The 14,816-nt window shown below is 43.6% G+C and carries 13 protein-coding genes and 1 pseudogene; 1 reads left to right on the top strand and 13 read right to left on the bottom strand.

Annotation, left to right across the window (positions count from 1 at the left end; translation table 11 throughout):
* Positions 1–10 precede the first annotated feature (10 nt).
* From ATB74_RS05680 to ATB74_RS05740, 13 genes and pseudogenes are all read right to left on the bottom strand, one after another.
* Positions 11–3,058 (bottom strand): efflux RND transporter permease subunit, encoded by a 3,048-nt coding sequence (locus ATB74_RS05680; protein WP_061017132.1) that lies wholly within the window; start codon positions 3,056–3,058, stop codon positions 11–13.
* Between the two features lies 1 nt (position 3,059).
* Entirely contained in the window at positions 3,060–4,145 is a 1,086-nt protein-coding gene (locus tag ATB74_RS05685) for an efflux RND transporter periplasmic adaptor subunit (protein WP_155645123.1), read from the bottom strand.
* 103 nt (positions 4,146–4,248) lie between these two features.
* Positions 4,249–4,488, bottom strand: coding sequence for a hypothetical protein (locus ATB74_RS05690; RefSeq protein WP_061017136.1), 240 nt, complete (start codon positions 4,486–4,488; stop codon positions 4,249–4,251).
* A gap of 402 nt (positions 4,489–4,890) precedes the next feature.
* Positions 4,891–5,517 (bottom strand): LysE family translocator, encoded by a 627-nt coding sequence (locus ATB74_RS05695; protein ID WP_061017138.1) that lies wholly within the window; start codon positions 5,515–5,517, stop codon positions 4,891–4,893.
* A 244-nt stretch (positions 5,518–5,761) separates the two neighbouring features.
* Entirely contained in the window at positions 5,762–6,622 is an 861-nt protein-coding gene (locus tag ATB74_RS05700) for a delta-class carbonic anhydrase (protein WP_060981401.1), read from the bottom strand.
* A gap of 357 nt (positions 6,623–6,979) precedes the next feature.
* On the bottom strand, positions 6,980–7,399 hold the full coding sequence (locus ATB74_RS05705; RefSeq protein WP_061017140.1) for a hypothetical protein: 420 nt from the start codon (positions 7,397–7,399) through the stop codon (positions 6,980–6,982).
* 137 nt (positions 7,400–7,536) lie between these two features.
* Entirely contained in the window at positions 7,537–7,914 is a 378-nt protein-coding gene (locus tag ATB74_RS05710) for a VOC family protein (RefSeq protein WP_061017142.1), read from the bottom strand.
* Between the two features lie 124 nt (positions 7,915–8,038).
* Positions 8,039–8,368, bottom strand: a pseudogene (locus tag ATB74_RS05715) (hypothetical protein).
* Positions 8,369–8,533: 165 nt separating this feature from the next.
* On the bottom strand, positions 8,534–9,334 hold the full coding sequence (locus tag ATB74_RS05720; protein ID WP_061017144.1) for a hypothetical protein: 801 nt from the start codon (positions 9,332–9,334) through the stop codon (positions 8,534–8,536).
* Positions 9,335–9,579: 245 nt separating this feature from the next.
* Positions 9,580–10,911 carry a D-serine ammonia-lyase gene (locus ATB74_RS05725; RefSeq protein WP_061017146.1) on the bottom strand — a complete coding sequence of 444 codons (1,332 nt, stop codon included), beginning with the start codon at positions 10,909–10,911 and terminating at the stop codon, positions 9,580–9,582.
* A 123-nt stretch (positions 10,912–11,034) separates the two neighbouring features.
* Positions 11,035–11,817, bottom strand: a complete 783-nt coding sequence (locus ATB74_RS05730) for a helix-turn-helix transcriptional regulator (RefSeq protein WP_061017149.1) — start codon at positions 11,815–11,817, stop codon at positions 11,035–11,037.
* Between the two features lie 57 nt (positions 11,818–11,874).
* Positions 11,875–12,408: a YbhB/YbcL family Raf kinase inhibitor-like protein gene (locus ATB74_RS05735; protein WP_061017151.1), complete on the bottom strand. Its 534-nt coding sequence runs from the start codon at positions 12,406–12,408 to the stop codon at positions 11,875–11,877.
* A gap of 309 nt (positions 12,409–12,717) precedes the next feature.
* Positions 12,718–13,620 carry a LysR family transcriptional regulator gene (locus ATB74_RS05740; RefSeq protein ID WP_061017153.1) on the bottom strand — a complete coding sequence of 301 codons (903 nt, stop codon included), beginning with the start codon at positions 13,618–13,620 and terminating at the stop codon, positions 12,718–12,720.
* A 128-nt stretch (positions 13,621–13,748) separates the two neighbouring features.
* On the opposite strand from ATB74_RS05740, the gene ATB74_RS05745 reads away from it, so the two are divergent.
* Positions 13,749–14,813: an HlyD family secretion protein gene (locus ATB74_RS05745; RefSeq protein ID WP_061017156.1), complete on the top strand. Its 1,065-nt coding sequence runs from the start codon at positions 13,749–13,751 to the stop codon at positions 14,811–14,813.
* The last annotated feature ends 3 nt before the right edge of the window (positions 14,814–14,816 follow it).

Here is a 14,816-nt window from a genome sequence, read left to right on the forward strand (position 1 = left end):
TTAATTATGCTTACGCTTTTGCCTTCACTCTAAAAAACAGCGCGTAATTCAAAGGTATTACCACCAGTGTTAGCACTGTTGCAAACAGCAGTCCGAACATAATGGTTACCGCCATACTTTTGAAGAATGGATCGATCAGTAGTGGTGCTACACCTAAGATGGTAGTGGCTGCACCCAGTATTACTGGTCTTGCCCTACTCATTGCGGCATCAATGATAGCGTTATACGCCTCTTTACCATTTCGAATTTCATTCTCTGCTTGGTCTACAAGTACGATTGCATTTTTCACCATCATACCAACTAGGCTTAAAAACCCTAGTGTTGCCATAAACTCGAACGGTGTTTGGAACAACACTAAACCGACTGCAACACCCAATACCGCTAGAGGAACCGTGCACCAAATAACTAATGCTTGGCGAATACCATTGAACATGAAGACCACAGCCAAGACCATCGCAGCAAAGCCATAAGGCGCTGATGCCATTAAGCCCTCATTTGCTTCTTTCGCATCTTTGTATTCTCCGTGCCATTCCAACTGGTAACCCAATGGTAAAGGCATCGCTTCAATTTTATCTTTTACCGCTTCTAGTGCCTCTGCAGCTAATACACCAGACTGAGGATCAGCTTGAGCTTTGATAGTAGGCACACGGTCGACACGGCGTAACATCGAGTCTTGCCAAGTTAAATCAACGCGCTCAACAAATTGCTCTAGTTGTAAATATTGACCTGCTGTTGGAGTGAACACTTGAGTGTTCTCGATAGTTCGGTCGTGTGTGCGTTCATGTTCTGGCGACCTCACAACGATCGGAATCAAGTCGTTACCTTCACGGAATACGCCAACACGCTTGCCGACCAATGACTGCTCCAAAGCTTGATTGAGCTCCTGCGTCGTTAGACCAAATTGCTGCGCTTTATCAGACGAGTAAACCGGTGTAACCACAGGAACCTGCTGTCTCCAGTTATCTTGTATAGCAATTAGTTCAGGTGTTTCCGCCATCAAGCGCTTCGCCTGCTCTGCAAGCTCCCTAAGAACAGCACTGTCCGGGCCACTGAATGCTGCTTCAATTTTCTTACCGCCACCAGGACCAAGCACGAATTTCCATACGTTAATCGATGCTTCATCGTAAGTCTCATTCAACTCAACTTGCAGCTTAGCGATCAGTGGTGCAATGACATCAAAGTTATCAACATCAACCAGCATTTGACCGTAGCTGGCATTTTGAGCTTCAGGCGAATATGTCAACATGAAACGTAAGCCACCCGAACCAATGAAACTCGTGATATTAGTTACACCATCATTTGATCGTACATCACGCTCAATATCGAGTAATACGTTTTCTGTTGTGCGTATATCGGTACCTTGTGGTAGAAATACATCAATAACGAACTGCTCTCTTTGAGACTCAGGCATAAAGCCTGGAGGAACGTGACCAAACATCTTCACACCTAGGATAAATAGTAGAACGACTACACCTAAGCTTTTCTTTTGGTTGTTAAGAACCCATTCCAACGTTCCTTTGTACCAAAGGCTAACTTTGCTAGGGCCTTTAATTGCCTTTGTTTTATCAACTTTCAAAAAGTCGTGGCATAGCAATGGTGTTACGGTAATAGCCAGCACCCAGCTTAACAACATCGAGTACAGGATTACCCAGAATAGCGACCCTGCGTATTCACCCATGTTAGACGGTGAGAGACCAATAGCACTAAAAGCACAGATACCAACAACCGTACCTCCCAATAGAGGCCACTTAGTTTCGTTTACAATGTCATTAACCACGGTTTGTCTGTCAGCTTCAGGGTTCTTCTGTAAGCGCGTTAGCACGCCGTCTGTAACCAAAATCGCATTATCGACTAACATTCCCAACGCAATGATCAACGCGCCTAACGAAATACGTTGCATTGCGATGTCATCAATCAACATGACGATTAATGTACCTGCCACCGTCAGTACCAATACAAAGCCGATTACGATGCTAGTTCTCAAACCCATGAATAGCAAAAGTACTACAAAAACAATGACTACCGCTGCGATTAGATTGTTAATGAAATCCGCTACTGAGTCTCGCACTGAGTCAGACTGGATTGAAATTTCATGCAGCTCTATACCGTGGGGACGTTGGCTTTCTAGCTCGGCGATACGGGCTTTTACCGCATCTCCCATTTCCACAACATTACCGCCTGCGACATTTGAAATACCAAGCCCAACCGCACGTTCACCATTAAAGCGCATCAGCTGTGATACAGGCTCTTGATAACCGCGAGTAACGTTAGCGATATCGCTCAATCGCATGACGGTATTGTTATCACCTAGGCTGATTTGCACGCTTTTTAGCTGCTCATAAGAGCTAATATTTGCTTTAGGGATAACAGAAATGCGCATGCCGTCGGCGTTCATCGCGCCTGCAACCGTCACTACATTTTGCTTTTCTAATACATCGTATATTTGCTGAGCTGACACTCCGAATTGAGCTAAGCGATCATTTGAGATCTCAACAAAGATGGTTTCTTGCTTTTCGGCGTAAGTGGTCGTTTTAGAGACACCAGGAACAAGTACCAATTCCCTTCTTAACTCATCAACATAATCCTGTAATTGCTTATCGGAGAACCCTTCACCCGTGACTGCATAAAATTGAGCATAAACATCGGCAAAGTCGTCATTAACAATCGATGAAACCGCACCCGGAGGCAGTGATCGCTGAGCATCATTGACCTTCCTTCTCAGCTTGTCCCACACCTGTTGTAACTCTGCTTCATTACGGGAAAACTCACGCTTAATTTCAACGGTAACCTCAGACATTCCCTGCTTAGATACAGAAGTAATTTCATCCACTTCTTGAAGCGATTGCGCAGCTCCTTCGATAATATCAGTAACTTCGTCTGCAACCTCTTGAGCCGTTGCACCAGGGTAAGGTGTCACGATAACCGATTGACGAATGACAAATTCAGGATCTTCAAAACGTCCTAGCTTTAGATAGCTGATGTAACCACCAATAAGCATGAGTGCAATCATCACCCATACACTGGTTCGCTTCGCAATTGTTTGTTGAGCGATATTCATCTTAATGAGCCTCAATCACTTTAGGTTGTACAACTAATCCCTCATGTAATTTTTGTGTGCCAGAGACAACGACTTGCTCTCCTAGAGCTAGGTTTGACTCAATAGCAACTCGTTCACCATTTAGGCTGCCAGTTACCACATTTCTTTTTTTCAGTGTATTGTTTTCGTCTACGACCCAAACATATTGGTTACCCGTATTATCAGGATTAACTGCAGCCAAAGGAACCTGAATTTGCTTCGATTTAGTTGGCTCTGAATGCGAATGAACATTTACGTTCATACCAGGCAACAGGCGACTATCGTCAGACGTATCAATCGATAATGTAACTGCATAAGTACCCGTTACAGGGTCCGGCTCGGTCTCGTATTTTTTCAACGTCAGTTCAAAAGTTTGATTAGGAATTAAAGGTGAACGAGCGAACGTCGTTGCCGCGTCGTTGTTACGCGTCATCACACTCTCTGGTACTTGAACTACCGCTTCTAAATCGGTTAAATCATGAATCGATACCACCACTTCATTACTTTGTACCAACACATGGTTATCTACTAATGTCCGGCTTATCACTCCTGAAAATGGCGCTCTCAGATTAGTATCATCAAGACGTATTTGTGCCTCTTCATATTGGTTTTCAGCAAGCTTGAAACGAAGCGTTAGCTCTTCAAACTTACTTTTTGATATGGACTGGCGCTTCTCGTACAAGGTTTTTGCGCGTTGGTATTCAGAGCGCGCATTCGCAAGTTCATTTTGAGCTGATGTCAGTGCAATTTTTGCGTCAACAGAATCTAATTTCGCTATCAATTGCCCTTGTTGTACTTCATCACCTTCTTTCACCAGCATTTCAACAATGCGCCCACTGGATCGAAAGGATAGATCTGCTCGACTCGCAGATTGGATAACACCATTAAATGACAAGTCTTCAACTCTTACAGCAGAAGCTTTTTCAACAAATACGGGACGAACGACAGGCTCTGCAACTACTTCATTAGATTCTTGCTTACAGCCGGTTAATAACACTGACAATGACATAGCAATGACTATAGCTGTCGGGTTAAATGCCTTTGTTTTTATTGTGTTTGTCTTGTTCACAGTTTTCTCCAAACGGATAATTTGATTATTAACGTGTAACGCTGTCACGTTGGTCGTCCCTTGTTGTTTTCCTATATGCTGCTTAGTTTATCGCTAACCAAATTTAACTCGATGAATAAGAGTTATTCATTTCTGCGTCGAATGGTTTGGTTGGGATACGTATGTAAGGCTGGTGGCTAGACAGAGACTCTTCAGTTGAATCACCTGTATCAATATGCGTTGGCTGGTCTTCTTCTGTGAGTTGCAGATAAGTAGGATATAAGTGATCATCAAGGTAATCACTGCTTCCACTGCAATAGTTTATGGATATGAGCGTAGATAGAAGTTGCTGTAAATAATGCATGGCTATTCCCTTTTTAAGGTTTAATTTATTGCACACATTATTCCAGAATTACTCATATCAGCTATGGTTTAGAGATATTCATATATGGCATCACTAACAGCAAAAATGAATATCTCTTATTCATGTCTTTCCTACTAAATATCAATAAAATAGGGCTAAACCAATAAGAAGGAGTGACAGATGAAAAATTACCTACCTATCGTCTTTATCTTATCTAGTTACTTAGCTTTCTTTTCCATAATTACCGTTAGACTGGCTTGAAGCCTATCAAACACCTAGACATCTAATTTGATCAGACTGACAAGAAACATATCAGAATGCGGGATCAAAAAAGGCGAACCAATTGGTCCGCCTTCATGTTTCAAGAGTCGTACTTAGAAAAACGAGCTCAACAACCCATATCTATCGATTGATCGCCAAATATGAGCCAGCCGCAATCATTATTCCACCAGCACTTTGGTTTAACCTTTTGTGTGCGCGTGGCGTTTTAAGCAAACTTGCCATTCTGCCCGCGCCCATTGCAATAATCATTAAGCCCGACATCAAAGCAACTGCCGCTAAAACAGAAACCAAGACGATGTCTTGTGAACGCAAAACCGTCAGATCAATGAAAGTCGGCAAGAACGAAATATAAAACAGAATCACTTTAGGGTTTGATGCTGAGATCAGAAAGCCTTGCGCGAAGCTAGCAAGTTCTGATTTCTGACTTTGTTTTGCCGCCAGCTCCGCTGAACCTTGCACTTCAGGCAGGCTCTTAAACATCTTGTAGCCCAAGTAAATTAAATAAGCTGCACCAACGTAGCGAATCACCTCAAACGCAATCGACCAGTTCTCGGCAATCGTCGCTAGACCGAAACAGGCAAGCGCAAGGTAAATAAGATCACTGCATATCATACCTAACGAAAGCGTGACGCACTTTCGCCATCCTTGAACCATAGCACGAGCTAAAATGGCAAAGACGCCAGGCCCCGGAGTAATGCCAAATATAAACATGGCAATAAAGAATGTAATCGCACTTTCTAATGACATTGGACTGTCCTTTTCTATAACCCAACATAATTGATCATGAACGTATCATGGAGCTTCGATTCTGGTAAAGAACGTTTTTGAATAAATACGATTTACACAACTCATGTCTTGAATATGTGTCGCTCGTAATTTACACACCAGGCTTAATTAAACCTAAACCTAAGTACTTTTCATTAGGGCATAAAAAAGGCGAACCTAGTGGCTCGCCTCTGCAAAATATTGAGTACAAATCAAGGTAACAAGATTAGTTTGCCATTGGTGACAACAACGCAGGGTTAACCACCAAGTTTCTCACACCGTGGGCATGGTCTTCGTTAAAGTCATTGCCTTCACACCAGCTACCCACTGTCGCGATGTTTACTTTCGCTACTTGTGGACGAACGCTCCATGTTACTTGGAAAGGTGAACCTTGCTCATTATAACCAGGACCCGTTGTAGAGCCTGCGTATTGAATCGCTGAGCCCGTATCTTGTGGGATGTTTGGTGCTTGGTGTAAGCCGTTCACTTTTGAATGTTTAGCGAGCGCTTCAAAGTCGAGTGCATTGTCGTCATTCACTAATACGTAAACTTGGGTTTCTACACGCAGTTGCGGGTTGGTAATCGCGTCGTTAAAACAAGCGCCCAATGTTTCACCCGGTTCAACTTGCGCCGTTGAATAAACATAGTGAACTTCAATGGTGTCACCCGAATGCAAAGAACCATGATCGCTCGGACAAACCTTACCCTCAAATGGTTTCAGCTCAGCAGAACTCAACTTGCCTGTGTATTTAAAGCCACTCTGGAATCCCTTACCATCACCATTGCCAGCATATTGAGTAAACTCGCCGCCTTTATGCTCAGCATTTTTATGGAAGTGAATATTACATAAGTTCATCGCTGTTGAATCAGGAGCATCCGAGAACAACCTGGTATTTGTTCCTTCTAATGAACCCAAATCTCGAGGAGCTTGCGGTCCAAAACCTTGTCCTTGGGTATTTTCAGAAAGCTTCGCTCTTTGTTCTGCGATAACACCATCTGATACAGACTCATGGTTCGCGTCTGATGCATTTGCATGAGCTGACAACATAACCATCGCGACACTTAAAAACACGCTCTTATTCTTCATTTTTCTTCCCTAGAATATTGATAACTAAACCTAACCGAACTTAACAGCAAACATCTTACTATGCTCGCAAGTGAATATAAGACTTGTCTTTGTAAGATTAGATTTCATTGCTTACTTTGGGATGAGTATTAGAACCCTTGGTGCATATAACAAGTCAAACAGGGTAAATTCGGCGAGTCCCTTCCAGAACTAATAATTTCCTATTTTCGTTAACCGTCGCCTGACTATACGCTCAGATAAGTGAACACGATCCTTAAGAAGAACGATGGCCAGATTTAGAAGATCAAAAAAGGCGAACCATCTGGCTCGCCTTCACGTTTCATTCTATCTATTAGTTTGGCGTTCTTGGTTAACGATTTAACCGTTACCGGTGGCAAATATCCCAAACGTCATGACGTTCAATGCATCTGTCACGCCCTCTAGTGATTTAATCACGGTCTTGGTCGGTTGGTTATGACGAATAAAATAGCTTCCGATGCCTTTGTCACCGCTACTGTTAGGATCGCTTTCCGTGGTTTCTGTCGCTGCTACTTGAGAAGGTTCAACTGATTCTGACTCAGCGTCAGCTACCGTGTCCTTATTTGAATCATGGGAAGAATCAACGCTGGCCTCAGGATTTTTACCCTTTGATGTCTCGAGATTACAATCTCCCTCTACGCTTTTCGAAATAGCGTCTTCGTTGCTCAATGTCTTGTCGTCTAGCTGATGATTGCTCGTTGAAGAACAAGCTGTTAAGAAAAACAAGCTAACGATGAATATGAGTAAGTTTCTCATCATAGTGATAAAGCACGAATTAATAAAACATTGTTCGATTGTATTTTATTTGGCTGACGACATCCAGTGATAAGCGAAATAAACGTTAAAAGTCGCGTTCTGGAATAGTAAAGAAAAGCGTACGGATTTAGTGCTTAAGACTAATAATTCGAGAGCTCAATCAGGTTGCCATCAGGATCTCGAATATAAACAGAGACAATTGTTCCGATTGCACCTGTTCGTGGCACGGGTCCCTCTTCTATCACGACGCCTTGCGCTTGGATATGTTCGACAACTTCAGCCATTGGTGTATTGGTAACAAAGCAGAGGTCTGCACTACCGACCTGCACATGCCTTGCCTTTGGCTCGAACTCGCTACCTTTGAGGTGTAAATTGATCTTCTGCGTCCCAAATGACAACGCCAACCTACCCTCGCCAAATTCGATGGGCTTCATTCCAAGCACCCGTTGGTAAAAGTCGACCGTAACTTGTAAATCACTCACGGTTAATACCAAATGATCCAACTGCCTGATTTCCATCATTACCTTCCTGTAACTAAGAGTGATACGGGCTCATTGGCGTTGACTAGGCATAGTTAGGTGAACAATCTCATTCGGCAACCTACATAACCCATAACAGGAATGTAGATTGGAATTACTTAACTTAGCCTTCGCGGTTACTGAGCGTGTAGGAAACTAAACTATCATCACCGACCTTGAACACCCAAACATTCTCGCCATCTACAAACTGAAATTGATTGGTTGATTCAGTCGGCTTTAATTTCCCAATAAACTCAGACAATGCTGGCTCGTTGATGATGAAGCTTCCTTCTTAAGTATTCACATCCAGATCGTTATTCACTTCAATCTTCACGGTAGACTTAGGCAGAATGTCGGGTAACCATCCCCTGTCGAACAAGCGCTCTTCTTTGGCTTGAGCATAGGTCGAGTGCTCATCACTGACCGCATCTGAACGGCCAGAAATTAAGGCCAAAGCCGAAAATAAGACAGGGAATCAAACGTTAATTTTCATTTGATTACCATTACTTGAAAGCTGGAATTTTAGATCACGCGTTGCCATATCGTAGATATTAGTATCGGAAAATAATAACGAACCGCGAACCAAGAAAGTAGGTTTTAAGATTAACAGGTTATAGGCTTAATCTTTACTGGAACACAATTCAGTGATTCGGTCGCACATGGCTTGATTGACTGTGAAGTGGATGTTGAGGAATGCTAGTTGGGCAAGTGCCGATTCAGCGGTGCGCTCGTAACCTTGGGTAAAAGTTGGTAGCAATTGGGCAAACTTAGGAAAGCGTGCTTCTAGCCTTCTATCCGACATAAATTCATCAACGAATTCAGGCTCAGACTGTTCAGTTTGCTCCACAAGATCGATCAAACGATCAAGTGCGTAAGATTGAACAAACCGGCTCCCAGATAGCTTTTCACCTCGGTTATAGCGAGACATACCCACGTAAAGATTGGTGAGTGCCTCTCCTACGATCCATTCTTGTGAATTAGGTTGAGCAGCAGGTTTTTCTGGTGGCACACAACACTGAGTATCAAAGTCGGCTTCCTGCCAAACAATGCGCCCTTCAGCAAATGGGATATGCGCTAACTCGTGAGGTTCAAACACTGCAAACTCACAAAAGATTCCGTCAGCGTACAGGACTTTATAGCCATCGACGGTATTTCTAACTACGTAGTCGATTGGGTGAATATCAGATAGCCAATGCAAACTGTCTAAGAAATACTGCTTGTGCCCAGTTTGTACTATCGCGAAAAAATCGACATCTGAATACTGATCAAGTCGCTCCGTTTCAATACCTACTGAGCCCAGTCCCAATAAAGCATGAGCCTTACCCGACGCTTCCAAAGACTCTCCAATCGCTTCTAAACGCTGTAGTAAATTTTCTGGTGTGTTTATGTGTCTTGTCTGCATCACTTTATCCGTTTGCATAGCTAAATCCCTATCAAGTTGAATGCCACTCAAACTAACTGACAGTTAGAACATCTAAGAAGCTTAATTTATAAAATGTGTGTTTTGGATAACGATCTGCGCAAGTTATTGTTTGAATTACGGTGGGATTTAGAGGTGAGAAAGAGTGTGTTCAAGCTATAAACAACACTCTTCTATAATGACTTACCTTTTAAACAGCTTATATTTTCAACAACTGATATTTACAAACGATAAAAGATTAAGGGTTAAACCGATGACTTCGCTAAGTAAGCTGCCATTTCTTGTGGTGGCACCATGCCTCCGCCTGTCGCCCACACAAGGTGTGTTGCATTCGCTAGCGTCGACTCATCAATTTCTACACGAGCAAGGTATTCACTATTTTGCTCAACATGAACCGCACCCGGCATACCTGCTAGCGCTGAAGGCTCAAGTTGAATGCCCTCTGCTTGATTCAGCTCACCTAACAATTGGTACATGCGTTCATCGGTTAATGTGTAATAACCATCAAGCAAACGCTCCATCGCGCGACCGACAAATCCAGATGCTCGCCCCACCGCTAAACCGTCTGCGGCTGTTAAGTTATCGATACCAAGATCTTGCACCGCTATCTCATCATGCAAACCCGTGTGAACACCGAGCAACATGCAAGGTGAATGGGTCGGTTCAGCAAAAATACAATGGACATGATCACCAAAGGCCATCTTCAAGCCAAATGCGACACCACCGGGGCCACCACCTACCCCACATGGCAAGTAAACAAATAGTGGGTGTTCTTTATCCACTGAAATGTGTTGTTGTTCAAATTGCTGTTTGAGCCTTTGCCCTGCCACCGAGTAGCCAAGAAACAGGGTTTGCGAGTTTTCATCATCAATGAAAAAACATCGCGGATCTTGTTCAGCCTCTTTACGTCCTTGTTCCACTGCAACGCCATAGTCTTGTTCATATTCAACAACGTTGACGCCATGCTCACGAAGTTTGCTTTTCTTCCAAGCTCTCGCATCTGCCGACATATGAACAGAGACCGTAAAGCCTAATTTGGCACTCATGATACCGATTGACATGCCTAGATTACCCGTTGAACCTACGGCAATACTGTATTGCTTAAAGAAGTCACGGAATTCAGGTTCGAGCAACTTACTGTAGTCATCGCTTTCACTCAGCAATCCGGCTTCAAACGCTAATTTCTCGGCATGCGTTAGTACTTCATAAATACCACCCCGAGCTTTGATTGAACCTGAAATCGGTAAATGGCTGTCTTTCTTCATCATCAGACGCCCTTTGATAGGTTGCTGATAATGCGCTTCCAATGCTGATTTCATAGATGGAATGTCAACAAGCTCAGACTCGATGATGCCATTGGTCGCTTGAGTTTCAGGAAACGCCTTGGCTAGATAAGGAGCAAACCTTTGCAGCCTGATGCTCGCATCGTGAATATCTTGTTCGCCTAATCCCACATAGGGTAAACCTTGCTCCAAAGTCGTGATGTTTGGGTAAAACCAAGTCACTTCTTCGAGTGCCACTAATTGTTGAAGCAATGGGAAGTCTGAGATGAGCTTGTCGATATTCAATACAGTCATGGATTACTTTCTCTGGTTTAGAGCGGTCTGCTCTCGTTCATTCAGGTGATTTAAGCCTATTAAAACGGTATTTGTAATATCATTCAATGAGAGATAAACCATGTGCATTAATAGACTACTTTTTTAAGGCACCGCGACTGTCTTGATGTATTCACTTGGCGACAAACCAAATTTGCCTTTAAAGCGCTGACTAAAACGCCCTTCCGATTGATAACCGCAAGACTGAGCCAACATCGCAACATTCTGTTGTCCGTTTTGCATCAGATAAAGCGCGTGACTCAAGCGAACTTCAGCTAATACCTCACGATATTGCATACCTTCCAGTTTGAGCTTTCGAATCAGTGTCGCTCGGCTCATCGCAAAACGCTCCGCCACCGACTCTAGCGGATGCTTCTCATCTGGTGAATGTGAAAGATAATGGCTAAGCTTTTGGCTAAACGAGACGTTGGCACTGGCAAACAGTCGATGCAATACCCCTTTTTCAGCTAATTGCTGGTACAAGCCCTGCAGCCAAAACTGTTGAGTCTCTTTGCTCATGCTCTGTGTATCAAACGAAAACAGCGCGTTGAGTGAGTCTTGTAAGTTTCGATCCGCTTTTACTGTAGGCAGTCCCAGATCATTCGACCGTTCCTCACTTAAATCAAGCATCGCCTGAGAAGGTTGGAATTGAAAGCTGAACACTCGCGACAAGAAGCGCCCTTTGTGGGGCATGTTCTCAAAACTTAGTGACGCTGATGCCTCACACAACAACAGCTCAGAATGTGAGAGCTCTGCCGCTGAATCTTTCCAAAACAGGCGCTTACTGCCTGTAATGATCTGAATGATACTAGGGGATAGAATCCTCACATTACGCAGTTTTTGTAACTGCTCTGCACGAAAGATCGTCACTTGATATTGATGATTCATCTCATCCCCTTGTTTACTTATTATGTACGTGTATAAGCTTTTAACGTACATAAGCTATTAACGTGTATAAGTTGCGGTCAATTTCGCTTTGTCTAAAGCCATACTGTTCAACGTGAACCCAACCACTGCCGACGGCGTATTTTCGTCTAGGTTAAGTTTGTCCGTTGGCAGTGCCCAAACCGTGAACTGGTAGCGGTGCATGCCATCTTTTTCTGGAGGACAAACGCCACCGTAGCCAACTGTGCCGTAATCAATACGACCTTCTTTGCCGCCGACTTTAGAGATGTCGACACCGCGAGGTAACTCGTTCACAGTTGCAGGGATATCAAACGCAACCCAGTGCCAGAAGCCACTTTCAGTCGGTGCATCTGGGTCATAAGCTGTGATAGCAAAGCTTTTAGTACCTGCTGGTGCATCTTTCCACATCAACTGTGGTGATAGGTTTTCGCCATCACAGCCCCAGCTTGAGTATTCAAAGGTCTTCGCCATTGGATGACCTTCTTGAATATCATTACTCGTTAGTTCAAACGCCTGGGCAGTGCCTACAGATAAAATGCTAATTACCAATACTGATTTAGTGAATGCTTTCATGATTGTGTTCCTCTGATTAGGTATGAACTCAGTATAGTCTGAGCGACCCGCCATCGGATAACAATAAGTATACAATTAGCCAGCTATTACGTTCACAATGATACTTACTGCATTTTCACCATTTTTAAAAAAACATTCAACAATTGCTATTCAGAGAGCACATGTTGACGTGCAGGTTAGAAGTCATTTCCAAGGCTTTTAGTCTTAGCTTTTACCAAAGAGCCGTTAACGAAGATGACTGGAGTTATGGATTAACACTAACTAAGACTCGCCCCTAGCTAAAAGTTGCCCGTAACTAATAGTCGCACCCTACTTATGGTCCCTATTTTGAAAGGCAGTCAGTAAATAGTCGATAAAGACCTTCTTACGTTTCGGCATCAACTTCCTGTCTGCATACACTAGGCTTACTGAAACTTCTGGCATCTCATATTCAGGTAATAAACGAATCAACTTGCCTGTCTTGAAGTGCTCACGACAAATGAATTCAGGAAGCACCGCTAAGCCGATCCCATCCAAACATGCCGTTAAGCATGCCGTGATGGTATTCACTCGCAACTGACACGGCAGATCGATCAAAATCGACTCTCCGCCTTCTAATTGTAAATGCCACTTGGGTAGACGCGCCGCCTTGTTCACCACCTCAATCATTCTAAATGGCGGTTTAAGGTCATTGGGCGAAGAAATTTCACCGAACTGTTCTAAATACTCAGGGCTGGCTACCAATACACGCTTTGATGTTGTGAGGTAGCGAGAAACCAAACTCGAATCCACTAACTCACCAATTTGCGCGTAAAGATCAATCCCCTCCGCAATGATGTCGACTTCTCGATTCGTCAATTCTAAGTTCAAAGTCACGTTTGGGTGCTCTTTTAGGAAGCTGTGGATGTACTTTGCTAATACTTGATGCCCCAATTCGACAGGCAACACAACATTCAACTGCCCTCGGATCAAATCCTGATTGGCTGAAACCTCTAGCTCAGCTTGGTTCATGATCTCTTGCATCTGTATGCTCGACTGATAAAAGCTCTCCCCCTCTGGCGTTAAGACTAAACTTCGAGTCGAGCGAGTGATCAACCTCACACCTAGGTGCTGTTCCAGCTCGTCTAGCTTTCGGCTGACGGTCGACTTGGTCATGTTCAATGCCTCAGCTGCGTGCGTGAAACTACCACAATCAATAACTTGCGTAAAAACAGTCACAGCATTTAAGTCCATCGTATTTCTCCCAAAGCGCTATTAGCTTGATTTTTGCAACAGTGTTTCCCTTTTTTCCTATCTTATCAATCAATCGAATTCATTTACAATTCGTTACATCTAAATAAAAACAAAATGAGAAATAAAAAATGACAGAGAACAACAACGCTTCGCAAACAGTAAGCACAAAAAAACGTAAAAAAGCACCGCTTATTGCTACTGCGATCATGCTGTCATTGGGTTTAGCCGGCGCTGGATACTGGTACGGCTATGGCCAGTACTTTGAATCTACCGACAATGCCTACCTACAAGGCGACATCACGAATATTAGTCCTAAGGTCTCTGGCTATATTGTTAAGTCTTACGTGAGTGATAACCAATCGGTTAAAGAAGGGGATTTGTTGGTTCAAATCGATGACCGTGATTACCAGTCAGCACTCGCTCAAGCAAACGCCCATTTAAGCGTCGTGCAATCAGACGTAAAAAATCTAGTGGCACAACAAACGTTACAACGTAGCAAGATTGATCAAGCAGAGAGTCGCGTCGATTCTGCACAAGCTGAATACGAACGTGCGACTCAACAAGTGGTACGTTCTCGTAGCTTACTAAAACGTAACTACGCGTCTCAAGATGAAGTCGACAGCATGGTTGCACAACAAAAAGTAACTCAGGCAGATTTAGAAGAAGCAAAAGCAAACCTCGTTGCAAGCAATGATCAATTAACCGTTATCGCTAGTGAGATTGAGCAAGCAAACGCATCCGTGACCGAAGCTCAAGCCCAAAGAGATCAATCACAACTTAACCTTAACTACACCAAGGTTTACGCGCCAGCAGATGGCGTAATTGGTAAACGCAGTGTACGTGAAGGCTTGTTGATTCAAGCAGGTGCACCACTTATGAGTTTGGTACCAAACAACCAAGTGTGGATTGAAGCCAACTTCAAAGAGACACAGCTAAGTGGCATTCATAAAGGTCAGACGGTTGAAGTAGAACTGGATGCGTTCCCGGGGCAGCCGCTTGAAGGTGTGGTCGACAGCTTCTCCCCTGCGACTGGCGCTAAGTTTGCGCTCTTACCACCAGAAAACGCGACCGGTAACTTCACTAAAATCGTTCAACGCGTACCAGTGAAAATTACTATTCCTGATCAGCAAGAATTGAAAGGTCGATTGCTTCCTGGTTTGTCTGTGGTCGCGACCATCGATAAACGAGGCTAGACC

This window comes from Vibrio splendidus, from assembly GCF_001557875.1.
GTDB classification, from domain to species: Bacteria; Pseudomonadota; Gammaproteobacteria; order Enterobacterales; family Vibrionaceae; genus Vibrio; species Vibrio splendidus_F.